We start from the raw sequence: 24,526 nt of genomic DNA on the forward strand, positions 1-24,526 counted from the left end.
TTTTTTAAAGCGTTAAATAGTTGACAGCAATTACTGCTTGATTGTATTTGTTGAGGTTTTCTAGATGTTGTAATTCAATTTCGTAGGCATTTTCAAGACTTTGTATGTATTGAAAAAAGTCTATTTCGCCGTTTTTGAAACTGAGATTTGCTGTTTTTAAGATTTCTTCTGAAAGCGTTTTCCCTTCGGTTTCATAATATTGAAGTGCATCTTCATATTTTGAAATTTCATTAAGCAGCTGTACTTTACGTGAATTCAGATGAATTCTATAATCTTCAGCTTGCTGCAAACTTACATCTGCGGCAATCTTTGATGCCTTGATTTTTGAAGCATTTCCGCCAAATAGCAAGGGAATTTTAAGACCAACTTGGTAGACGTGAGAACTTTGATTTATTCCCGTATAACTCTCCAAAGCATACGAAAAACTAAGGTCTGGTAATAAATCTTGCTTCTCAAGACTTCTTTTAGCTTTATAAAATGTATTTCTACTTTCATAATAGTCTATACCAGGATGATGCTCTAAAGCTACAATTGAAGGCTGAAGTTTTTCAAGGGGGCGTGTAACGATAAGCAAACTATCTTTAGACTGAACTACGGTTTTTAGTTGCTCCATAGCAATTAACACATCTTCCTTAGTTTGGTTAAAACTGGTTTCCAACTGTCGTTGTTTGGCACGAGCGGTTATCTTTTCCAGATAATTTGTTTCTCCTAATTCAAAACGACGTTCTGCTGCATGGGCAAATTTTTGGTAAAGGCTATCCAACCTTTTATAGACATTTACTCTGTTTATTTCATATTGATATTGATAATACGCTGCAACAACATTACCTTCAATTTTTCTTTTTTGAAGCTCATGTTGATTACTTTGCATTTCAAACTGACGTTGATTTACATTTTTTTGAGCGAAGTAAACCGTTGGAAAACGAAAATCTTGTTGTAATCCATATTTGTTTAAGGACACATTGTTTAATTCTAAGTTATTTTCGTCAAACTCATAAAAAATAGTGGCTTTGTCAAAACTGAATGCACTGCCAATTAAGGTGTTAGCTTGTTCTGTCTGCAGTTCAGAAGCTTTAAGTCCTGCATTGTTATTGAAAGCCATTTGTTTTAACTCTTGCAAGGTTCTCGGATTCTGCTGCGCTGTTCCTGAAAAGCCTAGAAAGAGCACCAGAAGGGTTATTGGAATTGATTTTCCTAATTTCTTTTTAGGTTCCCTCACTTTATCGGAATCAAAAATTGAATACAACACAGGCAAAACGATTAGCGTTAATATAAATGCTGTAATCATTCCTCCAATTACTACAGTGGCCAACGGTCGTTGTACTTCTGCTCCGGCTCCAGTAGAGATTGCCATCGGTAAAAAACCTAAAGCTGTTGAGGATGCCGTTAGTAAAACAGCGCGTAATCTATCTTTGGAGCCTTGAACAATGAGCTTATTTTTATCTTTCATTCCTTCCTTTTTAAGTTCTTTAAAATGTTCTATCAAAATAATTCCATTCAATACGGCAACACCGAAAAGGGCTATAAACCCAACTCCAGCCGATATACTGAATGGCATATCCCGAATCCATAAAAGCAATACACCCCCTACGGCAGCCAATGGGATTGCAGAATAAATCATTAATGCTTCCCGCACCGAATTAAAAGCGAAATACAACATTATAAATATCAATACTAAAGCCACTGGTACCGCTATATACAAGCGTTGTTTTGCACTTTCTAAGTTTTCAAACTGTCCGCCGTAATCAATAGTGTATCCTACGGGGAGATTCACATTTTTATCAATCAACTTTTGAACATCATCAACTACGCTTTGTAAATCGCGATTCCGAACATTTACACCTACTACAATTCGGCGTTTGGTGTCATCTCTAGATATTTGTGCTGCACCTTTAGAATAGGTAATGGCTGCTAATTCTCTTAAAGGTATTTTTGCGCCAGAAGGTGTGTCTACATAGAGGTTTTCAAGGTTAGAAATGTCATTTCTATGTCCTTCTTCTAATCGCATTACTAGATCGAAACGTTTTTCGCCTTCAAAAACACTTCCTGCAGCGCTACCCGCAAACCCCATTGAAATCATTTGATTCAGATCTTCAATATTTAGCCCGTAACGTGCAATTTTCGCTCTATCGAATTTTACATTCATCTCTGGCAGACCCACAACTTTTTCTACAACAATATCGTCTGCACCTGGCACATCTTCGATTAAGCTTTTAATTTCCTGCCCTTTTTTGTCTAAAATATCTAAATCTTCGCCAAAAATTTTAATGGCTATATCGGCTCGGACTCCAGTAATTAGCTCGTTAAATCGCATTTCAATTGGTTGGGTAAATTCAACTTCCATCCCTGGTAATATAGCTAAGGCTTCACTAAACTTTTCTGCCAATTCATTTTTAGAGGTTGCCGAAACCCATTCGCTTTTAGGTTTTAGGGTGATAATAATATCACTTGCTTCCATAGACATAGGGTCTGTTGGAACTTCAGCGGCACCTATTCGACTAACAATTTGGTCTACTTCAGGGAAATTTTTAATTAATATTTGTTCAATTTGAGTAGTAATATCAATTGTATTGCTAAGAGATGTTCCTGTTTTTAGTACAGGTTGTATTACAAAATCCCCTTCATCTAAAGTTGGGATAAATTCGCTTCCCATTGTGGAGAAAATATAAGCAGTTACTCCTAACATAACTATCGCAACTGCGATAACCAATTTTTTTGCTCCCAAGGCCCATTCAATCATGGGCTCATAAAGACGGTTAAGAAGGGTCATTATCTTAACCGAGATGTTATTAGATGAAATCTTCTTGGGTTTAAGAAAGATTGAAGCCGCCACAGGAACGTAAGTAAAACACAATAACATCGTTCCGATCATCGCAAAACTAAAAGTAAGTGCCATTGGTTGAAACATTTTTCCTTCAACGCCACTTAAAGATAATATTGGAATAAAAACTATTAAAATAATGAGCTGACCAAAAACCGCTGCATTCATCATTTTTGAAGATCCTTTTTCAGTGATTTTGTCTTTGGCAACTTGCCTCTCAATAGGTGTAAGGGCATTTAATTTTAGCACATTCTTATTGATTTGGAATGCTACATATTCTACAATAATTACTGCACCGTCAACGATAATTCCAAAATCTATTGCACCCATGCTCATTAGATTGGCATCTATATTAAATAAATACATCATGGAAAGCGTGAACAATAAGGAAAGCGGAATCACCGAAGCTACCACTAGGCCTGAGCGTAAATTTCCTAATAGCAGAACTACTACAAAAATTACAATTAGAATTCCGAGAATGAGGTTTTCGGCAATGGTATAGGTGGTTTTTCCAATCAATTCACTTCTATCTAAAAAAGGATTGATGTGTACTCCCTCTGGTAATGCTGAGGAAATTTCGGCTACACGTTTTTGAATAGCTCTAATTACTTTATCAGAATCTCCTCCTTTAATCATCATTACTTGGCCGAGTACTTTTTCGCCTTCACCATTTCCGGTAATTGCCCCAAAACGCATGGCGCTCCCAAATTGTACTTTCGCTACGTCTTTTATATAAATAGGGAAGTCACCCTGGGCTTTAACAACAATATTTTTAATATCATCTAGAGAGGTAATTAAGCCTTCGCCTCGGATAAAGTAGGCTTGATTACTTTTTTCAATATATCCACCGCCAGAAATACTGTTATTTTTTTCTAAGGCCGTATAGATTTCGCCTGCAGTTATACCCATAGCATTTAGCTTATTGGTGTTAATTGCGACCTCATATTGTTTTAAATTTCCGCCCCAAGAATTTACCTCAACCACTCCGGGAATTCCTGAAAGTTGTCTTTTAATAATCCAATCTTGAATTGTCCTGAGTTCGGTTAAACTATATTTGTCCTTATATTCAGGGTCTACATCTAAAATATATTGATAGATTTCGCCCAAACCTGTTGTAATTGGCCCCATCTCCGGAGTGCCAAATCCCTCTGGGATATTTTCGGCTGCAGATTGTATTTTTTCGGCTATAAGTTGTCGCGGAAGATACATTCCCATGTCTTCTTCAAATACGATTGTCACTACTGAAAGACCAAATTTTGAAGTGGACCGTATTTCGACAACTCCCGGAAGATTTGCCATTTCCAACTCCACGGGATATGTAATAAATTGCTCCATATCTTGCGTAGAAAGATTTTTGGAGGTAGTAATTACTTGAACTTGATTATTGGTAATATCGGGAACAGCACCAATTGAAATTCGGGTGAGTGAAAATACTCCGAAAATAATGAGGGCCAAGGTGAACAACCCAACGATCAGTTTATTTTTTATACTGAAATGAATAATTTTTGATAACATAACTAAATTTATCTATGACTTTCAACCGTTAAAATGTTGAAATATGAAACAATAGAATAGGGTGGTAGCCGTCCCATACTATGGAACCGCATAAGCTGACCATAAAATAATTCGGAACAAAAATGTTCCTAATCTGGTCTTATTTGTTATGCTAATTGTGGGGGTTGGAAAATTGAGACCTTTTCCAAAGAAGAATATAAATTTTGGTAATGAAATTCATGCGATTGCGGAATGTTAATTTCCACCTTTGGGATTTCAAAATCTAATGACACCAATAATACATCGGTTAAAACATGATGGCAAGAGATATGTTGAAAGGGTAACTTTTCATGTTCGTGTTTGTCCTCTTTTTGCTCTTCCTCATGTTCAGCCTGTAAGGAACCGTAGTGTTTTTGCATAAAAGTGAAAAAATCATCCCCGTGATTTTCAAAATGATATTCGGCATGTTGCACTAATTTTTCAATTAGTAAAATATCTTGAATGCCAACTCCTACACTTTGAAAAGCGATAAGAAAAGAAAATGATATGGCGAATATAGTTTTCACTTAGGCATCAAAATTAAACATTTTTTCTGAATTGAATATTTCGGAAAGCAGTTAAATTAAATGATTATTGATTCAGATATATACTTTTACACGTAAATGTTGCTTCGAAGATTGAAATTTAAATGGAATTGTACAGTGACTTATGTTACATAAGAAAAAATGTTTTATTTCTTTTGATTCATCTTAACTACAAGCAACTTAGTGACCAATAAGCCAATTGCGCCTCCTAACAGAGAAATGGCTAAATTTATAGTGAAGAGTACATAGTTAACTTCCCCTGTTTCCATTATGGAGATAGGATCGAAGCCAAGCCTTCCGAAAATTTTTATAAAAAATATACTCCCGAATATTCCAGCAATTGTATTGCCAGTGAATCCCATAGAATATTTCTTCTTAAATACACTTAAAAGCAAGGCACCAAGGATTCCAATAAAAATACTTATAATAGCAATTAGTGTATCCGTCATCATGGAGTATTTCTAAAACTTGCTAATGTTCGCCATAACCAACATCGTCCATCTTTCCATTAAAAACGCGATATTGAATAACCATATAAATGGCTACTAACACTGCGGCAATTACAAACCAATAAACACCAACCGATAAACCGTACTCGTGGGCTGCTGCGTTATAAACAGTTAGGGAGGGGTTTACCATATTTGTAGATGGCAACAGGTTTGGGAATATAGAAGAAACAGTTGATGCTAATCCGCCAAATAGGAATAAGGTTGAAAACAAAAATCCAAATCCATCCTTTTTAAAACTTTTGATTTTAAATAAGCCAAAAAGTCCACTAAATGTGATGATTGGGAAAATCCAAAGCCAAGGATATTTTACAAAATTATGAAATGGTTTAGGATCGATTATGTGCCAAGAAAATAGCGATATAATAACGAGAATTAGCAATACAATATTCAAGTTAAAAACTACTTGCTTAAGCTTTTGGTTTAAATCGGAGTTGGTTTTAAAAATTATCCAATTTGCCCCATGAATAGCTAAGGCAACCACACCAATTATCCCTAACAGCAAGGTAAACCAGTCAATTATACCTAAGTGTTCTGCGTGGGGGCTAAACGTTGAATTCCAAAGAGGTAAAAAGAAAAAATGAGGTTCGTGAGCAGATACTCCGTTGGTAACCATCCCTAAATTTACACCTCTAACTACGTTTCCTAGAGCAATTCCGAAAAACAAGGCTAGGAGTAGACTTGCAATTCCGAAGGCTTTGTCCCAAATTGCTTCCCATATTTTGTTGTGGATCTGCCCTCTAAGTTCTAAACCAATAGCTCGAAAAATTAGCAACCATAATATCATTATTAACGGCAAATAAAATCCGCTAAAGGAAGAAGCATACAAGGTTGGAAAAGCAAAAAATAACACACCCCCTACAGCGATAAGCCACACCTCGTTAGCATCCCAAAATGGGCCAATAGCATTTCTAATAGCCTTTTTGTCTTTTTCTTTTTTCGCATAGAAAAGATGAATGATACCGGCACCAAAATCATAACCATCTAAAATCACATAAATGGTAAGCATAGCCATTAAAACGATATACCAGAATAATTCCATAATTAGTTGAGTTTAGTGGTTTCAGGACCCTTATAGATTATTTTTCCAGCGAGCATTAAAAATAATAGCCCTAGCAGTAAGTAAAGTCCGATAAATCCAAGTAAAGTAAATAATGTATTTCCAGATGATACAGTTGGGGAAATTCCATCGACTGTTCTTAATAGGTTGTAAACCAACCACGGCTGCCTTCCCAATTCGGCAGTATACCAACCTGCAGTATTTGCGATATATGGAAAAGGAATCATAAACATTAATGACCAGAGAATCCATTTAGTTTTATAAAGTCTCTTTCTGAATAACTGAACCGTTGCTAGAAGTAATAATCCTATAAAAATAGTTCCCAAACCAACCATTATGTGGTACGAATAGTACAAGCCAGGGATGTTTGTGGGATAAACACTTTCATCGAATTCATTAAGACCTTTAATCTCTGCATCCCATTTTTGGTAGGTTAAAAAGCTCAATATATTCGGAACTGCAATCTTGTTGTCTAGCTTTTTATTTTCCACGTCGGGCTGACCGATTAAGATAATTTCAGAACCTCCTTCTTCAGTTTCGAAAATACCTTCCATGGCTGCAAAAGTTACTGGCTGATATTTTACAACGTTTTTTGCTGCCCAATCTCCTGTAGGAAAAGCGACTAATAGGCTAGAAACCAAACCAAAAATAACCCCGGTTTTTACGAATAGTTTTCCAAATTCACTGTGTTTATTGTTAAGGATATAAAACGCACCAACTCCAGCCACTACAAAGGAAGAAGTGATTAAAGAACCCATTTGGTTATGTAAAAATGAAGGTAGGAGCCAAGGGTTGGAAAACAAGGCGCTAAAGTTGTTGAGAACAAATTTTCCATTTTCTAGTATTTCATAGCCCACGGGGTGTTGCATCCAGGAATGGGTTGCAATAATTAAATAGCCGCTCGCCCAAGAACCTAGAAAGACTAGGAAACCTGTTAAGAAATGAAGCTTTTGACCTAAAAGTTTTTCTCCGAAAAGGAACAATCCTAGAAATGAAGATTCAAGAAAAAACGAAAACATCCCTTCCATAGCAAGGGTTTGTCCAATGATTCCCCCCGTAAGCTCAGAAAACTTGGCCCAATTGGTTCCAAATTGAAACTCCATTGGGATTCCTGTTACTACGCCCATGGCAAAATTAAGAGCGAAAATCTTCATCCAAAACTTAGCCGCATCGTTGTATTTTTCAATTTGAGTTCTTAAGAATCTCCACTTAAAATAAACTATCATTAAAGATAGTCCCATGGTTAATTGTGGAAATAAGTAGTGGAAAGTGATAGTAAACGCAAATTGCATCCTATCGTAAAAAATCATGTCTTCCATAACAGATTGTGGGTTAGTCCCTCAAATTTATAAAATCGAAAGTAATGTTTAAGTAATAATCACTGTTAAAAATGAAGAAAGGACGCTATTATAACGTCCTTTCTAAGTAATAAACCGATTAACTTTAATCTTTAAAGTCGTTTACATCGTCGCTAAGATCAAAAATATCTTTTGCGTTTAATTCTTTTTCGAGAATACTTGAACCTGCTGCACTTCGGTAACCTCCAGCACAGTGAACCACAATCGGTTTGTCTGTAGGTATTTCACCTACTTTCTCGCGTAATTGGTGTAGCGGAATGGTAATAGCATCGTCAAAAAACTTCCCTTCTGAAAATTCACTTTCATTACGAATATCAACAATAGTATAATCGTTGAGGTTCTCCTTAAATTCACCAAGATTTAATCTATCAGATTTTTCTAAAGCTTTTTCCGCAAGCGTACTTATTGAAACTACGTTCGCTTCATAACCTATTTTAGCAGTACGTTGAAGTATTTTTTCAACATTATCTATTGAATCAACTACTATTTGAAACTTCTCATCTGGGCGAACAATAGATCCTAACCAAGTTTCAAACTTGGAAGTGTCCGAAGTAGCCATAATGTTTATACTTCCAGCAATATGATTCTTCTTAAAATCTTTTTCATCTCTAATGTCAACGATTAATAAATCTTTATTTAACTCAGTAACATTTAATTTAAGATCGATTTTACCTAGCGACGTTCTAAGGTTTTTAGCACCGTTTTTATTTACATCAACATTATACCCAAAATAGTGTGGGATAAATGGTTGAGCGTCTAATAAATGGTTTACAAATTGCTCTTCTGTTTGATTTTTGAAGGCCCAGTTGCCCATACGCTCATTTCCTAAAGTACTAGAAGTTGCGTCTGCACTCATTCCTTTTCCGCATAATGAACCTGCCCCGTGAGCTGGGTACACATAAGCGTTATCCGGTAGGTGAGTGAATTTATTCTGAATAGTATCGAACATCATTTTCGCCAACTCTTCACGCTTAGCCTTTACGTGACCTGCGTTTTCACGTAAATCTGGACGCCCTACGTCTCCTACAAAAAGTGTGTCACCTGTAAACAGCGCTGTTTTGTCGCCTTCCGTAGCTACAAATGTTACACTATCAGGAGAGTGTCCTGGTGTATTAATAGCTTTAAAAGTAGCATTTCCAATTTTAACTTCATCCCCATCGTCAAAGGCTTGATGCGGGTAATCAGCCCCAGTTTTTTGGCTGCAATATAAGGTTGCTCCAGCTTCATTATGAATCTGAAGATGCGAACTCACAAAATCGGCGTGTGGGTGTGTTTCAAAAACGGCAACTATTTCGGCGTTATTTTCTTCGGCATATTTATAATACTGTTGCGGATTTCTTTCTGGATCTACTAAAGCCATTTTTCCATCGCTGATAATTGCATACGAAAAATGTGAAAGTGGCTTGTATTCAAATTGTTTTATTTTCATAATTATTTTTTATTAAGAGCAGAGCACAGAGTACAGATAAAAAGACGAGCTTTTTTAACTAACTCCTAAACTATATGCTCTACGTATAGGTTAATTTTATTCAATTCTTAAAAAACTAAAGTTACACTACAGGGTCAACTCTTTTAATGTAATTTCTATTTCCTTTGTGCTATCAAAGATAAGATATTCAATAATAAAGTACAGTAACTCAGGTTACAAAGAACGTCGGGTTTGGTTTTTAAACGTACAAAAGTAAATTCGGAGTTTTTGTTGACAACACCTCAGTAGCTTTCACTTTATTTAAAATTTAACTAGACATTTTCCCAGTCGCGCAACTTACAAACGATTTCGCTTTAGAAGTAAGTGAGTTATCGTCTTCTAAGGAAGGGTAACCTAAGCTTTTTAGTTTTTCTTTTACTCTCGATATTTCTTCAGTATCGGCAGATTCGAAAGAAACTGTGCTTGACTCTACATCTACTTGCACTTCTCTTATACTTTCAAAGTTAGATAGGTTTTTTGTGATAGTATTTGCACATCCACCGCACTTTAAGTTCTGTACTGTAATTGAGTTTTTCATAATTATTTTATTTTAAAGTAAACCTTATGGAATTTATTCATGTTCAAAAATATGACTGAAATTTAAGGGGGGCAGTAACCTAGGTTACAAAAAAGAACTCTGCTATATGCTTAAGTTGAAAAATGGTGCGAAGATGAAATTAAACAATAAAAACACCCTACAGAACACAATAAGTATTACATATTATGTCCTAAATCCTACGTCCTTCAGTCCTAAGTCCTAGGTCCTATGTTCTATGTTTTACTTTACAATAAACTCCATATAGAAAATGAAGAAAGCCATAACAAAAATGAAGTATCCAAAGGCTTTTTTGAGTTTCTTCCCGTCGATGAAATTGCTTAGATAACTACCAATAAAAATACCTATGAATGATATTCCGGTAAATAGCATTAAAAAAGGCCAATTGATATCCATGGTAAGGGCATCACCTAAAAAGAAACCGAGTAGTGATTTAAAAGCGATAATAATCAAGGAAGTTCCTACGGCAATTTTCATTTTAACCTTGGCTAAAATCACCAAGGCAGGTATAATTAAAAATCCGCCACCAGCGCCAATTAAGCCTGTAATAGCACCTACTAGCAATCCTTCGAGAAGGATTAAGGGGTAGTTGTATTTTACCTCAGTATTCTTATTTATAGCAACATCTTTCTTGGGCTTTAGCATAGAGAAAGCTGCGGGAATCATAAGTAGCGCAAAAAAGCCAAACATTCCCATTCTTCTGGTGAGTTCAAAATCGCCAATGCTAAACAAAACTTCTGGTAGAATAGGAATTACAAAATACCGCACTAACGAAACACCGGCTATGGAAGGAATTCCGAATACAATAGCAGTTCGCCAATCTACAAAACCTTTAGAATGTTGTTTTAATCCTCCAACCAAAGCACTAGCCCCAACAATAAATAAAGAGTATGCTGTAGCCGCTTTTTCATCTATAGAAAATAAATATGCTAAAACGGGAACGGCTAAAATAGAACCTCCACCACCAATAATACCTAAAGACACACCAATTGCTAATGCACTTATATATCCAAAAACTTCTAATACCTCCATAAATTTAAACTTGCGCCAAAAGTAATATTTTAAAACGGCCTGTGTTGTAACTAGTGTTACACATACATTATAAGTTTAAAATTTTTAAATAATTTCTGCCGAGTTCAATTTTTTCCATTTGCTCCATTTTTTTAAGCAATCTTGAAATTACTACCCGAGAAGTGTTGAGGTCGTAAGCAATTTCTTGGTGGGTGTTTTTTATAACATCACTTTCATTTACCCTAGCTTTTTCTCGTAAATATTGTTCTAGCCTTTCATCCATTTGGTGGAAAGCAATACTATCCAGGGTTGTCAAAAGTTCATTTATTCTGTTGTGATAACTTTCAAAAACAAAATTTCGCCACGATTTGTATTTAGAAGTCCATTCTTCCATCTTTTGAACAGGAATCATTATTAGTTTGGCATCTGTTTCGGCAATGGCACGAATTTCACTTTGTTTTTGCCCAAGGCAGCAGGTCATTGTCATTGAGCAAGTTTCTCCTTTTTCTAAATAATAGAGTAGGAGCTCATCGCCTTCCTTATTTTCTCTTAAAATTTTAATTGCCCCAGAAATAAGCAACGGCATAGATTTTACGTAGTCGCCAATTTCCATCATCTTAAAACCTATTGGTATTTCCTTAATTACTCCTACTTCTATAATTTCGTTAAGTAATTCTTTTTCAAAAAAATGTCCGTAGCTTTTTTTTAATTCTTCCAACATGATTAAAGTTAAAGTTATGTAGTTAAGAGTTGAGGTTATTGATATTTAAGTCAAATATTATAGTGGAATAAATAAATACCCTGTTCCGTATTTCAAAAATACACTTTAAAATTTAAGTTTTCGGAGCGAATTGCTTATTGATATTGGTTTTTATGGCAGTGTTTTTAGAGTTATAATTATTAGCATTTCCATTGCTATTAATTACTTATACGAAGTCAATCATAACAGAAGTCATTTCGATTTTTATTTTAGAAGTCTTATAGTAACAATTTCTAACGTTCTTGGATTCTTGAAGATATTAAGTTAAATTTCATCAAAACTAACAGTTAGTGCTATGATATAAAATATAGGTGGTTTAGGTCTGGGAAGTAGGAAGTTTAGTTGCTACCTTATTAAGTTTAAAACTTATAGTGGAGGGAATGGATAAATATAAAGACTCTAAATAATTCTAGAAAAACTAAATAAAAGCTTCAAAAACTTATAAAGAACTATATCATTCTTTTACAAATTAAATAGTTCGTATTTTTGAAAGTTGAATTTTGAATGATATGTCGAAGAAAGAAAATGGCGAAAATACCGAACTCGAAAATGCTAATTTAGATAAGCAAGAGTTGGAAGTATCGTCGACAAACAATGAAAGCAAAATTGAACCCGAAATTGTATCAGATCCTGAAGGAGAAGAAGATTCATTTACTGAAAAGTGGAAAAACAATCGCTTTCTGCTAATTCGCGGTACTTATTATCTATTGCATTCTATCTGGATGGTGATAATGGTTGTAGGCGGCTTTATAGCCTGGTTAATAGCGTTATTGTTTATCTAATGCGCAATTTTCCACTTAAAATATTACATAGCTATGTACTTCTTTCAGTAGTAGTGTTTTTATTTGTACAAGGGTTGAAATATTGTGAAATAATTGCGCCTAACTGGGTTTTTAATCACCTCAATGATTTTCTGGTAATACCAATGGTAGCAATGCTTGGGTTGCATACTACATGGTTTATTAAAAAAGACAAAAGCATTCGCATAGATTTATTCACAATTTTAAGTTTAGTAGTGCTATATTCGGTAGTTTTTGAATATTACCTTCCAAAACAATCCTATCGATATACCGGAGATGTTTGGGATGTAGTATGCTATGCTTTAGGAGGAATTGTATTTTATGTTCTTCAAAAATTTGAATAATACTACAGATTAGTATTATTGATATTTCAATTTACTTTTGCGAGTTATAGTTGTTAAATATTTCACAATTAGAAAAACTATGCTTCTATCTCACTATCTTTGTGCGTAATGAATTCAATTTTCCATAAAATAGTTTCTGTGTTTATGGCGATTTTAGTGATGGTTACCACTATGTCGTTTACCATAGATATGCACTATTGTGGAGAAATGTTAGTTGATTATTCGCTAACCCAAAGCGCTCACTCTTGCGGTATGGATATGGAGAAGCCTACTAGCGATTGTGAAATTCAAACTCTCGAAGACTCTTGTTGTTCAGACAAACAAATTTTTATTGAAGGTCAAGATGAGTTAAAACATTCTTTTGATACATTAAGCTTAGAGCAACAGACTTTTGTTGCTTCATTTTTCTATTCTTATATAAATCTTTTTGAAGATTTAGACACTAATATAATACCGTTTAGGAATTATAATCCTCCCTTTCTTATACGGGACATACAGAAGCTTCACGAGACATACTTAATTTGATTTTAAACAGTTTCCAACTCCGATAATAATCGTGAGATTGGATAAGGCTGTCCTATGGTTTTACCATTTTAGGACAAAATTCTTGATTTTATTTTCCTAAACTCTTAGGATTTTATTCAAAGTTTAACTGTTTAATAATCAATTCAAATGCTAAATAAAAGCATAAAATTTCTCATAGAGAACAAACTGGTGGCAGTATTGTTACTCGCACTTTTTGTAGGCATGGGTGTTGTAAACGCACCATTTAATTGGGATACTGGTATTCTGCCTAGTAATCCTGTAGCCGTGGATGCCATTCCGGATATTGGCGAAAATCAACAAATAGTTTACACCCAATGGGAAGGGCGTTCTCCCCAAGATATTGAGGACCAAATAAGCTACCCACTTACTACATCCCTGTTAGGAATTCCAGGAGTAAAAACTATTAGAAGTTCTTCGATGTTCGGATTTTCGAGCATATACATCATTTTTGAAGAAGATGTAGAATTTTATTGGAGTCGAAGTAGGATTTTAGAAAAGTTAAACTCCCTTCCAGCTGGCTTACTTCCAGAAAATGTAAATCCATCCTTAGGACCAGACGCAACAGGCTTAGGGCAGGTTTATTGGTACACGCTTGAGGGTAGAGATAAAGATGGCAATGTAACTGGTGGTTGGGACTTACACGAGCTGCGAAGTATTCAAGATTACTATGTTAAATACGCATTGTCATCGGCTAGCGGGGTTTCGGAAGTAGCTTCTATCGGGGGTTATGTTCAGGAATACCAAATTGATGTAAAGCCAGAGTTGATGAGGCAATACAACATCAGTCTATCGCAAATTGTAAAAGCTGTAAAAGAAAGCAATAAAGACATCGGTGCTCAAACCATGGAAATAAACCAAGCTGAGTACTTAGTGCGCGGTTTGGGATATATAAAAACTGTAGCCGATATTGAAGAAGCGGTAGTTACCTCTGAAAATTATACTGCTATTCGAATTAAGGATGTTGCAAATGTTAGTTTAGGCCCTGCGCCACGAAGAGGAATTTTGGATAAGGAAGGAGCAGAGGTAGTTGGCGGCGTTGTTACTGCGCGTTACGGAGCCAACCCTATGGAAGTAATTAACAATGTAAAAGGAAAACTTGAAGAACTTAAAGCAGGATTGCCTTCAAAAGAACTTTCGGATGGAACTATTTCACAACTTACAGTGGTTCCTTTTTACGATAGGTCGGAACTAATTCAGGAAACATTAGACACCCTAGACGAAGCCTTAAGTTTAGAAATCCTGATTACAATTTTCGTGATTATTGTAATGGTTTTTAACCTTCGAGCGTCAGTGCTTATTTCGGGCTTACTACCTGTTGCCGTGTTAATGGTGTTTATCGCCATGAAGTTCTTTAATGTAGATGCCAATATTGTTGCCCTGTCTGGTATTGCCATTGCCATCGGAACTATGGTGGATATTGGAGTAATACTTTCTGAAAATATTATTAGGCATTTGGAAGAAGAAAAACAGCGGGTTTTAGAAACCGGGGTAAAACAATCAATCAACTCGGTTGTTTACAATGCAAGTGCAGAAGTATCAGGAGCTATTTTAACTGCGGTACTTACAACAATCATCAGTTTTATCCCAGTTTTTACGATGATAGGAGCAGAAGGGAAATTATTTCGCCCATTAGCTTTTACAAAAACAGCGGCGTTAGTAGCGGTATTTATAGTTGCGTTATTTTTAATTCCACCATTTGCAGCATATCTATTCCGAAGAAAAAACATTAAAAAAGTCACTTCTAATTTAATTAACGGAATTCTAATAATTTTAGGAATTGCTGCAATAACTTTTGGTTATTGGTTAGGTCTTATTTTAATCGGTTTCGGAATTACAGGACTTTTAAAAGATGAAAAAATAGCATCAAAAATTTCTGATAAAATTTGGCTTACAGACGAGCGTGCCAATATTATAAACATCTTTATTTCAGCACTAGCAGTAGTGTTTTTATTAGCTGAGTTCTGGCGTCCACTCGGTGTAGATAAAAGTATATTTTGGAATCTTTTATTTGTAGGATTTATCTGTTTTGGACTTCTTGGAGTGTTTTGGGTGTTTCAGAAATATTACGCTCGAATTTTAACTTGGGCACTTGGCAATAAAATAGTTTTCCTTTCTGTGCCAACGCTAATTGTTGTTTTTGGAGTTCTTATTTGGCAGAACACTGGAAAAGAGTTTATGCCTTCGCTTAATGAAGGTTCTTTCTTGCTGATGCCAACCTCAATGCCTCACTCAGGGGTAGAAGAAAACAAACGCGTGTTGCAGCAATTAGATATGGCGGTTGCAGGGATTCCTGAAATTAAAACAGTTGTAGGGAAAGCAGGAAGAACCGAATCTGCTTTAGATCCAGCGCCATTGTCGATGTATGAAAATATAATTTTATACAAGCCAGAATACGCATTAAACCACGAAGGCAAACGACAGAGGTTTAGAGTGAATAAGGATGGACTTTTCGAGTTGAAGAAAGGTGGTCTTGTGGAGAATCCCAATAGTGATGTCAGTTCGAGCGCAGTGGAGAGCGCTTCGGAAGAAGGAAGAGATATTTCTTCTGCGTTCAATGTAACTTCAGAAGACCTTATACCCGATAACGACGGAGAATTTTACAGAAACTGGAGACCTGAAATAGAATCTGCCGATGATATTTGGAATGAAATTGTACGGGTTACTAAAATCCCAGGGGTGACATCTGCACCAAAATTACAACCCATTGAAACACGTTTAGTGATGTTACAAACCGGAATGCGTGCGCCTATGGGGATTAAAGTGAAAGGTCAGGATTTAAGAGAGATTGAAGCTTTCGGACTTGAACTTGAAGAAATCATAAAACATGCTGAAGGTGTAAAAGTAGAAGCCGTTTTTGCCGATCGTATTGTTGGGAAACCTTATTTGTTAATAGACATCAAAAGGGAGCGTCTCGCCCGTTATGGTGTTTCTATTGAAGAGGTTCAGCAAATATTGCAGGTTGCTGTAGGGGGAATGCCTTTAACGCAAACTGTTCAAGGGCGCGAGCGATACGGAGTGCGGGTGCGTTACCCTAGAGAGCTAAGAGCTAATCCACAAGATCTTCAAAACATCTATGTGCCAGTAGGAAAAGGAAATCCTGTACCTTTAGGAGAACTAGTGGATATACGCTACGAGCAAGGCCCACAGGTTATTAAAAGTGAAGACACCTTCCTGGTAGGCTATGTACTTTTTGATAAACTAAACGATTTTGCGGAAGTTGATGTGGTTGAAAACGCGCAGGCTTTAATTCAAGAGAAAATTGACAACGGAGCACTTACGGTTCCTAAAGGAATTAGTTATCAGTTTACCGGGACCTATGAAAATCAAATTAGAGCTGAGAAAACGCTTTCAGTTATTGTACCCTTGGCGCTAGCAATTATCTTTTTAATTCTTTATTTCCAATTTAAGTCGGTATCTACCTCGTTAATGGTGTTCACTGGAATTGCGGTGGCCTTCTCTGGAGGATTCTTAATGATTTGGTTTTATGGACAAGATTGGTTTTTAAACTTCAATTTCTTTGGTGAAAACCTAAGACAAATGTTTCAGATGGACACTATCAATTTAAGCGTAGCTGTTTGGGTAGGGTTTATAGCGCTCTTTGGTATCGCTACCGATGACGGGGTGGTAATGGCAACGTATTTAACGCAAACTTTTGATAAGAATGATCCAGAAAGCGTAAAGGAAATTCGAGCATCTGTGTTAGAAGCAGGGTTAAAACGTATCCGTCCGTGTTTGATGACTACGGCAACTACTATACTTGCCTTATTACCAATTTTAACATCCACAGGTAGGGGAAGCGATATAATGATCCCGATGGCTATTCCAAGTTTTGGTGGGATGCTAATTGCCCTAATTACCCTATTTGTAGTTCCGGTTTTATTCAGCTGGCGACGAGAAGCAAAATTGAAAAAACGTTTAAAAACTATTAAAGAAAACTAGAGAATGGAAGTTGGAAGTTGGAGATTAGAAATAGGAATTTTGAATGTTCTTAAAATAAAAACACAGAAGCTATGATAATATCGTACAAGGACTTACAGGTACATAAGAAAGCGTTTTCGTTGGCCATGGATACATTTTGGCGAACAAGAAAATTTCCGAAGAAAGAAATATATTCACTCACTTCACAAATCGTGCGCTCCTTGCGTTCTGATTCAGCCAACATTAGTGAAGGTTGGGGAAAACCACAATACGCGGCAGTTTTTAAACAGCAGCTTATAAATGCATTAGGTTCGAATTCCGAAACCCAAGATTGGCTAGACTATGCCTTAGCTTTTAATTATATAGAAAAGAAGAGCATTCCGCATTTACTAAAAGTAATGAACAAATAGGAAAAATGTTGACCAAATTATATCAAAACTGGAAAAGCTATGAATAAAATAAATTTCATAAAAGTAAAAGAGAATATACAAATGTTAATGCTGCATTCCAGGCGTCCAGCATCCAGCATCCAGCTTCTATCTACATTATTTATAATGTTGATTAGTGGCATTGGTTATTCACAAAATTTGCAAACCTATATTGATGAAGCCTTAGAAAACAACCCAAATATTCAGGCAGTGGAAAAGCAGCATGCAGTTTCAACTGAAAAAATAGCTGAGGTTAATGCCTTGCCAGATACTCAATTTTCAGGTGGGTATATGTTTGGAGAAGGAAATATGCCGATGATGCAACAAGCAGAATTTTCGGTTATGCAAATGCTGCCTTGGTTTGGAACTATTGCAGCACGTGAAAAATATGCAAATGCTATTGCCGACGCAGATTTAGTGGAAATTGACATCGCTAAAAGAAGGATTGCCTTGGCCTTGTCACAATCTTATTATCGTTTGTATGAAATAGCAAAAAAGCAACAGGTATTAGATTCTAATATCCAACTATTAAAGGTTTATGAACAAATGGCCTTAACCTCTGTGGAAGTAGGACAAGCGTCTGCTGTTTCTGTATTGCGACTTCAAATGAGACAGAATGATTTAGCCGAAAGGAAAATGGTTTTGGCACAGGATTTTGCATCAGAGCAAACGGTTTTTAATAAAATTATGAACCGAAAGGATGTTGTGGATATACCTGTTGTTGATAGCTTAACTATTCCAGAAAAAGAGGCTGAGATAGATTTTGAAAAATTAAATTTTCACCCCGAATTGACAAAGTTTGAAGAATTAAACAAAGTAGTTACTCAAGCCGATGCCCTTAATAAAAAAGAAAGCGCACCGAGTTTCGGAGTAGGGGTAGAATATATGCTTTTTAACGAAGCTCCGAATATGGTTATGCCCATGGCGACACTTTCTATTCCAATTTTTAATAAGAAATTCAAGTCTGTAGCGCGTCAGAATAAATTGAGGTATGAGGAACTAAACATTCAAAAAGAAGCTTCGCAGAATAGTTTGTTTACACAACTTCAAACTGCATTAAGAAATAAAGATGCAGCGCGAATTCGACTTGAAACTCAGGATGAAAACTTAAAACAAGCAGAAAATGCAAATGAAATCCTATTAAAGAATTACGAAACGGGCACTATCAATTTTAATGAAGTTTTAGATGTACAGGAATTGCAGTTGCAATTTCAAATCAAGCGCATAGAAGCTGTTGCTGAATATTTTAAACAAAGCAGCATCATTAATTATTATATCCCGTTCAATTAAATTTTAAATATAAAAGCATAGCAGGAGTGTTTGATAACAACCATAAATAAAGGAATAACGAGAACTATATTAAATTACAATCAAAATCAAAATCAGAATCAAAATGAAAAAAGTAAATGTAACAACAATGATGATCGCAGTAGCTGTTTTAGGCCTAACAGTAATTTCTTGCAAAGATGAAAAGACGGAGCATACCGAAGAAGCAGGGATGCATTCTGAAATGAATCACGAAAAAGGTATGGATCATGACAATATGAGTGCTTCGAATACCGGAATGGATTCCAACACTCAAAACCTCCAAGCTAAGCAAGTTTTGACAGATTATATGACACTTAAAGATGCGTTGGTAGCAACGGATGAAAAAGCTGCTGCCGATGCAGGTAAACAGCTTCAAAATACCTTACAATCTTTTGATGTGAGCAATTTTACTACTGAACAACAAACGGAACTAAAAGATATTATTGAGGTAGCAACGGAGCATGCAGAGCATATTAGTAGAAGTGATGTGGCTCACCAACGCGAACATTTCCAAATGTTGACAAAGGATGTTACAGATATGGTTGCAATTACTGGTACGGAAAATACCCTATACCAGCAATTTTGCCCGATGTACGCTGATGGTGGTGGTGCATGGTTAAGTATGGAGAGAGAAATTAAAAACCCATATTTCGGAAGCAAAATGATGAAGTGTGGAAAAGTGAAAAAGGAGATTAACTAATTGGCGTAGGACTTATAGACGTAAGACGTAGGGCGATAAAACAATTCCAAAAATCTTACGTCTTATGTCCTAACGTTTTAAGTCATATTTATTATGAAAATTTTAAAAATCATAGCACCAATTTTACTAGTGGCTCTTTTAGGAATTCAATTTATACCTACAACGCGTAACCAAAGCGAGTTTGTGCCAAAAACCGATTTTATAAAAGTTAATAATACTCCGGATAATATCGGTAAATTGTTGCAAGTAGCCTGTTACGATTGCCATAGCAATAATACGGCTTACCCTTGGTATAACAAAGTACAACCTGTTGCTTGGTTTTTAGAGGATCATATAAAAGAAGGAAAAAAAGAATTGAATTTTAGTGAATGGGACGACTATTCCAGTCGCCGAAAGAACAGTAAGCTAAAATCAATTATTCGCCAAATTGAGGATAATGAGATGCCACTTTTTTCCTACACTTTAATACATAGGGATGCTGGATTTTCGGATGTCGAAAAAGCGGAGGTTATAGAATATATGAAGTGGCTAAAAGATAGTTTACAATAAATTATAATTGAACTAAACATGAAATAATATGGAACACCAAGGACATAATTATCATACAGATCCAGCTAAAGCTAAGAAGGAAAATAATCAATCCAATCACGACCACGACCACGATATGGGCCACGACCATCACAGAATGATGATAGCCGATTTTAAACGCAGGTTTTGGATATCGCTCATTTTGACGATACCCATTTTAGCTTTATCACCAATGATTCAGGGAATGCTAGGGGTGGAGTGGGTTTTTCCGGGTAGCGATTATGTGCTTTTTGCTTTATCGACCATCGTCTATTTTTATGGAGGGTGGCCATTTTTATCAGGTTTGATAAGCGAGTTGAAGAGCAAATCGATAGGGATGATGACGCTCATTGCCGTCGCTATCTCAGCAGCTTATTTCTATAGTTCTGCGGTTATTTTTGGATTCGAAGGCCAAACTTTCTTTTGGGAATTGGCAACGCTTATCGTAGTGATGCTTGTTGGGCATTGGCTGGAAATGCGTTCTATTCTGGGAGCCAGCAAAGCCTTGGAAGCCTTAGCTGATTTAATGCCAAATGAGGCAAACCTCGTGGAAGGGAGCCAAACCCGAAAAGTGCAAATAAGTGAATTAAACGAAGGTGATATTATTCTAATTAGACCCGGAGAAAAAGTTCCTGCTGATGGGATAATTGTTGAAGGTGAAAGTGACCTTAATGAAAGCATGCTCACTGGCGAAAGCAGACCCGTTACCAAAACCGTGGATGATGAGGTAATCGGTGGTGCCATAAATGGAAATGGGGTTGTAAAAGTGCAAGTTAAAGGTATTGGCGAAAATGCCTATTTATCAAAAGTGATAAATATGGTACAAGCTGCTCAAAAACAAAAGTCCAAATCCCAACGATTGGCCGACGTAGCCGCAAAATGGCTTACCATCATTGCTTTAGTGTTAGGTTTTGGAACTTTCTTTACCTGGTTGGCATTGGGCGAAACGATGGCATTCGCAATGGAACGTATGGTAACGGTTATGGTAATCTCTTGTCCGCACGCCTTGGGGTTAGCTGTACCCTTGGTTGCCGCAATATCAACAAGCATTTCCGCAAGAAATGGATTGTTGATTCGCAATAGAACAGCCTTTGAGTCTTCTCGAAAAATATCGACCATAGTATTCGACAAAACAGGAACACTTACCAAGGGTTCACACGAAGTAACACGCATTGTTTCATTATCTTCAAACTATGACAAAACAGAGTTATTAAAATATGCCACTGCCGTTGAAAGTCCATCTGAGCATCATATTTCCAAAGGATTAAGGCGAAAGGCAAATGAGGAAAATTTGGATATTCCCTCAGTAACCGACTTTAAGTACACGGCAGGTGTAGGCGTAAGTGGAATTGTAAATGGCAAAAAAGTGCAGGTGGGTGGATTTTTATTGTTGGAACAATTGAAAAAATCTGTTGCCGAAGATAAAGAGGAAGGAGTTGAAACCAAGATATTCACCGTTATTGACGGCGAGTTGATTGGCTTTATAACTTTCGCTGATGAAATTAGAGAAAGTTCTTATGGCGCTATTAAAACTCTTCAAAAAAACAATATAAAAGTATCCTTGCTCACAGGCGACAATGAGATAGTAGCCAAGGACGTGGCCGATAAACTAGGGCTCGACGATTATATGGCGGAAGTACTACCCGACCAAAAACTCGACCGAATAAAAGAACTCCAAACAAAAGGTGAGTTTGTGGCCATGGTTGGGGATGGAGTAAATGACGCACCTGCCCTGGCACAAGCCGAAGTAGGAATCGCTATTGGCTCAGGTACGGACGTAGCTGCTGAAACCGCTGACATCGTTTTAATGGACAGCAATCCAAAAGATATTGTCAATCTAATCTTGTTTGGAAAGGCGACCTATCGGAAAATGGTTCAAAACCTGGTTTGGGCAACAGGTTATAACGTAGTGGCTTTACCATTGGCAACAGGATTTATCCCTGGACTTATGATAAGTCCTGCCTTTGGAGCTGCGTTAATGAGTATCAGCACAATTATTGCAGCTGCAAACGCACAATTGCTAAAAAGAAGTATAAAATCTGAAATTAAAAATTAATATTATGAAAAATTCAAACCAACATTCAGAAAACAACAATTACACAAAATTCATGTTGATGCTCGCTAGTTCATTCGTAGCGATGTACATCACTATGTATTTGAATACATATCAAATAGACCACGTGTATTTCAGCCTTACACGATTTTATATGACTTGCTTAGGTATTTCAACTATGGCGGTAATTATGTGGTTCTTTATGCGAAAAATGTATACAAACAAGAAAAAGAACATTGCAATACTAATAGGAAGTTTAGTTCTTTTTGTATCTGCCCTTGGGTTGGTGAGAGCTCAAAGTCCTATTGTAGGCGATGTGTTATGGATGAGAGCGATGATTCCACATCACTCTATTGCTATTTTAACGAGTGAAAGAGCTGATATAAAAGATCCAGAAGTAAAAAAACTCGCCGACGATATTATAAAAGCACAAGAAAAAGAAATAGCTGAAATGAAGGCTATGATTAAACGATTGGAAAACAATAAGTAAAAGGAAAAATAAGATGAACAAAAATGTTATTTATGCGGCTATAGCCCTAATTGTTGGGCTTTTGGGCGGCTATCTGCTATTTGGTGGAGATGCAAATACTACAACCGCTGCTCACGATCATTCAGAGGCAGCTTCAGCTAACGAAATGTGGACTTGCTCTATGCACCCTCAGATTATGCAACCCGAACCTGGAGACTGTCCAATTTGCGGAATGGATTTAATACCTGCAGAATCGGGTGCTGAAGGACTTGCCTTAAACGAGATAAAAATGACTAACAATGCTATGGCATTGGCAAATATTCAAACTGTAAAAGTGGGTAAAGCTGTAAATGAAGATGAAAATAGTATGTCTCTTTCTGGTAAAATCATGCCTAATGAAGAAGCTAATGCCGTACAAGCAAGTTATTTTGAAGGAAGAATAGAGCGATTAAACGTAAATTTTACGGGTGAAAAGGTGAATAGAGGTCAGTTGTTGGCAACAATTTACGCGCCATCCTTAGTTGCTGCTCAGCAAGAACTTTTAACAGCAGCTTCAATGAAAGAATCGCAACCTACATTGTATAAAGCAGTTCGTAATAAATTGAAATTGTGGAAGCTCTCAGAGGCTCAAATTAATCAGATTGAAACCTCTGGAAAAGTACGAGAGAATTTCCCCATTTACGCAACGGTTTCGGGAACAGTTTCAGAAAAATTGGCAGAAGAAGGCGACTATGTTAAGCAAGGGCAACCAATTGTAAGAGTAAGTGATTTAGGGACTGTATGGGCTATGTTTGACGCTTACGAAAACCAGATTTCTCAATTGAAAGAAGGTCAGAAAATTACAGTTACCACTAATGCTTATCCAAATAAAGAGTTTGAGGCTACGGTATCTTTTATCGATCCAATTTTAAACACTCAATCTAGAACAGTTGCTGTAAGAGCAACATTAAATAATAAAGAAGGGTTATTTAAACCTGGAATGTTTGTTACATCTAAAGTAAATCTTCCTAAAAATACCGGGAATGAAACGACTATTAGCGTTCCTGCTACAGCGGTACTATGGACGGGAAATAGATCTTTGGTTTATGTAAAAACAAATCCTGACGAACCAATATTCGAAATGCGCGAAGTGAGCTTGGGCGTGAAAAATGGTGAAAACTATATAATTACAGATGGCCTTACAAACGGAGATGAAGTAGTAGTAAACGGTACATTTACCGTAGATGCGGCAGCACAACTTCAAGGAAAAAAGAGTATGATGAATTCACAAGATCACACTCAAGAAGATACTTCAAAGAAAATAGCCGATATAGGAAGACAAAAAGTATCTTCTGAATTTCAGAAACAGTTAAAAGCGGTTTTTGATGACTATATTGTAATTGAAAAAGCGTTGGTAAATGATGACTCAGAAAAACCTAAAACAGCGGCTTCAGACTTACTAAAAAGCATACAAAAAGTTGAAATGAAACTTTTAAAAGAGGAGCCAGGTCACAGTCATTGGATGGAATTGGAAAAAGAGCTTCAAACTGCTGCAGAAGCAATCTCAAAAACTTCAAATATTAAAGAACAAAGGGATAATTTTGAAATACTTTCAAACTATATGATAAACGCAGTAAAAACCTACGGTATCAATCAAAAAGTATATGTAGATTTTTGTCCGATGGTTAATAGCGACAAAGGAGCATTTTGGTTAAGTACTGAAGAAGGTATTTTGAATCCGTATTATGGGGCCTCTATGTTAAAATGTGGTGAAGTAACTGATGAAATTGATTAAG

General features: G+C 36.3%; 20 protein-coding genes. 11 read left to right on the forward strand and 9 right to left on the reverse strand.

All coding sequences use genetic code 11. The annotated features are described in order from the left end of the window. Nucleotides 1–4: 4 nt before the first annotated feature. From K8344_RS08090 to K8344_RS08130, 9 genes are all read right to left on the reverse strand, one after another. Nucleotides 5–4,336, reverse strand: coding sequence for a CusA/CzcA family heavy metal efflux RND transporter (locus K8344_RS08090; RefSeq protein ID WP_237608227.1), 4,332 nt, complete (start codon nt 4,334–4,336; stop codon nt 5–7). A gap of 146 nt (nt 4,337–4,482) precedes the next feature. Beyond that, nucleotides 4,483–4,881 (reverse strand): hypothetical protein, encoded by a 399-nt coding sequence (locus tag K8344_RS08095; protein WP_237608228.1) that lies wholly within the window; start codon nt 4,879–4,881, stop codon nt 4,483–4,485. Nucleotides 4,882–5,045: 164 nt separating this feature from the next. Continuing rightward, on the reverse strand, nt 5,046–5,351 hold the full coding sequence (locus K8344_RS08100) for a hypothetical protein (RefSeq protein ID WP_237608229.1): 306 nt from the start codon (nt 5,349–5,351) through the stop codon (nt 5,046–5,048). Nucleotides 5,352–5,370: 19 nt separating this feature from the next. After that, complete coding sequence (gene cydB, locus K8344_RS08105) at nt 5,371–6,447, reverse strand: cytochrome d ubiquinol oxidase subunit II (RefSeq protein WP_237608230.1); 1,077 nt, start codon at nt 6,445–6,447, stop codon at nt 5,371–5,373. A 2-nt stretch (nt 6,448–6,449) separates the two neighbouring features. Next, complete coding sequence (locus tag K8344_RS08110) at nt 6,450–7,784, reverse strand: cytochrome ubiquinol oxidase subunit I (protein ID WP_237608231.1); 1,335 nt, start codon at nt 7,782–7,784, stop codon at nt 6,450–6,452. Between the two features lie 124 nt (nt 7,785–7,908). Next, a complete protein-coding gene (locus tag K8344_RS08115; protein ID WP_237608232.1) occupies nt 7,909–9,252 on the reverse strand; it encodes an MBL fold metallo-hydrolase in 1,344 nt (447 codons plus the stop codon). Nucleotides 9,253–9,559: 307 nt separating this feature from the next. Then, complete coding sequence (locus K8344_RS08120; RefSeq protein ID WP_237608233.1) at nt 9,560–9,829, reverse strand: heavy-metal-associated domain-containing protein; 270 nt, start codon at nt 9,827–9,829, stop codon at nt 9,560–9,562. A gap of 240 nt (nt 9,830–10,069) precedes the next feature. Beyond that, nucleotides 10,070–10,879: a sulfite exporter TauE/SafE family protein gene (locus K8344_RS08125; protein ID WP_237608234.1), complete on the reverse strand. Its 810-nt coding sequence runs from the start codon at nt 10,877–10,879 to the stop codon at nt 10,070–10,072. A gap of 67 nt (nt 10,880–10,946) precedes the next feature. Further along, nucleotides 10,947–11,579, reverse strand: coding sequence for a Crp/Fnr family transcriptional regulator (locus K8344_RS08130; RefSeq protein WP_237608235.1), 633 nt, complete (start codon nt 11,577–11,579; stop codon nt 10,947–10,949). A 548-nt stretch (nt 11,580–12,127) separates the two neighbouring features. On the opposite strand from K8344_RS08130, the gene K8344_RS08135 reads away from it, so the two are divergent. From K8344_RS08135 to K8344_RS08185, 11 genes are all read left to right on the forward strand, one after another. Next, entirely contained in the window at nt 12,128–12,400 is a 273-nt protein-coding gene (locus K8344_RS08135; protein ID WP_237608236.1) for a hypothetical protein, read from the forward strand. Next, entirely contained in the window at nt 12,400–12,762 is a 363-nt protein-coding gene (locus tag K8344_RS08140; protein ID WP_237608237.1) for a hypothetical protein, read from the forward strand. Before K8344_RS08135 ends, K8344_RS08140 begins: the two co-directional genes overlap by 1 nt. 108 nt (nt 12,763–12,870) lie before the next feature. Continuing rightward, a complete protein-coding gene (locus K8344_RS08145; RefSeq protein WP_237608238.1) occupies nt 12,871–13,287 on the forward strand; it encodes an HYC_CC_PP family protein in 417 nt (138 codons plus the stop codon). Nucleotides 13,288–13,434: 147 nt separating this feature from the next. Continuing rightward, the gene (locus tag K8344_RS08150) at nt 13,435–17,247 is read left to right on the forward strand and encodes an efflux RND transporter permease subunit (RefSeq protein ID WP_237608239.1); all 3,813 of its coding nucleotides are present in this window, start codon (nt 13,435–13,437) and stop codon (nt 17,245–17,247) included. A gap of 71 nt (nt 17,248–17,318) precedes the next feature. Next, nucleotides 17,319–17,636 (forward strand): four helix bundle protein, encoded by a 318-nt coding sequence (locus K8344_RS08155; RefSeq protein ID WP_237608240.1) that lies wholly within the window; start codon nt 17,319–17,321, stop codon nt 17,634–17,636. A gap of 39 nt (nt 17,637–17,675) precedes the next feature. After that, entirely contained in the window at nt 17,676–18,944 is a 1,269-nt protein-coding gene (locus K8344_RS08160; RefSeq protein WP_237608241.1) for a TolC family protein, read from the forward strand. 103 nt (nt 18,945–19,047) lie between these two features. Beyond that, a complete protein-coding gene (locus K8344_RS08165; protein WP_237608242.1) occupies nt 19,048–19,662 on the forward strand; it encodes a DUF3347 domain-containing protein in 615 nt (204 codons plus the stop codon). Between the two features lie 93 nt (nt 19,663–19,755). Then, nucleotides 19,756–20,211, forward strand: coding sequence for a heme-binding domain-containing protein (locus K8344_RS08170; RefSeq protein ID WP_237608243.1), 456 nt, complete (start codon nt 19,756–19,758; stop codon nt 20,209–20,211). 28 nt (nt 20,212–20,239) lie between these two features. After that, nucleotides 20,240–22,285, forward strand: a complete 2,046-nt coding sequence (locus tag K8344_RS08175; protein ID WP_237608244.1) for a heavy metal translocating P-type ATPase — start codon at nt 20,240–20,242, stop codon at nt 22,283–22,285. A gap of 4 nt (nt 22,286–22,289) precedes the next feature. Next, on the forward strand, nt 22,290–22,772 hold the full coding sequence (locus K8344_RS08180; protein ID WP_237608245.1) for a DUF305 domain-containing protein: 483 nt from the start codon (nt 22,290–22,292) through the stop codon (nt 22,770–22,772). 13 nt (nt 22,773–22,785) lie between these two features. Next, entirely contained in the window at nt 22,786–24,525 is a 1,740-nt protein-coding gene (locus tag K8344_RS08185; protein WP_237608246.1) for an efflux RND transporter periplasmic adaptor subunit, read from the forward strand. Nucleotide 24,526 lies beyond the last annotated feature (1 nt).

Source organism: Aequorivita xiaoshiensis (genome assembly GCF_022008395.1).
In the GTDB taxonomy this organism is placed as follows: Bacteria; Bacteroidota; Bacteroidia; order Flavobacteriales; family Flavobacteriaceae; genus Aequorivita; species Aequorivita xiaoshiensis.

Excerpts from the sequence above, each read along its gene's own strand:
- K8344_RS08155 (WP_237608240.1), top strand. The coding sequence starts at position 17,319 with ATGATAATATCGTACAAGGACTTACAGGTACATAAGAAAGCGTTTTCG.
- K8344_RS08145 (WP_237608238.1), top strand. The coding sequence starts at position 12,871 with ATGAATTCAATTTTCCATAAAATAGTTTCTGTGTTTATGGCGATTTTA.
- K8344_RS08100 (WP_237608229.1), bottom strand. The coding sequence starts at position 5,351 with ATGATGACGGATACACTAATTGCTATTATAAGTATTTTTATTGGAATC.
- K8344_RS08180 (WP_237608245.1), top strand. The coding sequence starts at position 22,290 with ATGAAAAATTCAAACCAACATTCAGAAAACAACAATTACACAAAATTC.
- K8344_RS08115 (WP_237608232.1), bottom strand. The coding sequence starts at position 9,252 with ATGAAAATAAAACAATTTGAATACAAGCCACTTTCACATTTTTCGTAT.
- K8344_RS08140 (WP_237608237.1), top strand. The coding sequence starts at position 12,400 with ATGCGCAATTTTCCACTTAAAATATTACATAGCTATGTACTTCTTTCA.
- cydB (WP_237608230.1), bottom strand. The coding sequence starts at position 6,447 with ATGGAATTATTCTGGTATATCGTTTTAATGGCTATGCTTACCATTTAT.
- K8344_RS08170 (WP_237608243.1), top strand. The coding sequence starts at position 19,756 with ATGAAAATTTTAAAAATCATAGCACCAATTTTACTAGTGGCTCTTTTA.
- K8344_RS08160 (WP_237608241.1), top strand. The coding sequence starts at position 17,676 with ATGAATAAAATAAATTTCATAAAAGTAAAAGAGAATATACAAATGTTA.
- K8344_RS08175 (WP_237608244.1), top strand. The coding sequence starts at position 20,240 with ATGGAACACCAAGGACATAATTATCATACAGATCCAGCTAAAGCTAAG.
- K8344_RS08110 (WP_237608231.1), bottom strand. The coding sequence starts at position 7,784 with ATGGAAGACATGATTTTTTACGATAGGATGCAATTTGCGTTTACTATC.
- K8344_RS08125 (WP_237608234.1), bottom strand. The coding sequence starts at position 10,879 with ATGGAGGTATTAGAAGTTTTTGGATATATAAGTGCATTAGCAATTGGT.
- K8344_RS08165 (WP_237608242.1), top strand. The coding sequence starts at position 19,048 with ATGAAAAAAGTAAATGTAACAACAATGATGATCGCAGTAGCTGTTTTA.
- K8344_RS08185 (WP_237608246.1), top strand. The coding sequence starts at position 22,786 with ATGAACAAAAATGTTATTTATGCGGCTATAGCCCTAATTGTTGGGCTT.
- K8344_RS08130 (WP_237608235.1), bottom strand. The coding sequence starts at position 11,579 with ATGTTGGAAGAATTAAAAAAAAGCTACGGACATTTTTTTGAAAAAGAA.
- K8344_RS08090 (WP_237608227.1), bottom strand. The coding sequence starts at position 4,336 with ATGTTATCAAAAATTATTCATTTCAGTATAAAAAATAAACTGATCGTT.
- K8344_RS08135 (WP_237608236.1), top strand. The coding sequence starts at position 12,128 with ATGTCGAAGAAAGAAAATGGCGAAAATACCGAACTCGAAAATGCTAAT.
- K8344_RS08120 (WP_237608233.1), bottom strand. The coding sequence starts at position 9,829 with ATGAAAAACTCAATTACAGTACAGAACTTAAAGTGCGGTGGATGTGCA.
- K8344_RS08150 (WP_237608239.1), top strand. The coding sequence starts at position 13,435 with ATGCTAAATAAAAGCATAAAATTTCTCATAGAGAACAAACTGGTGGCA.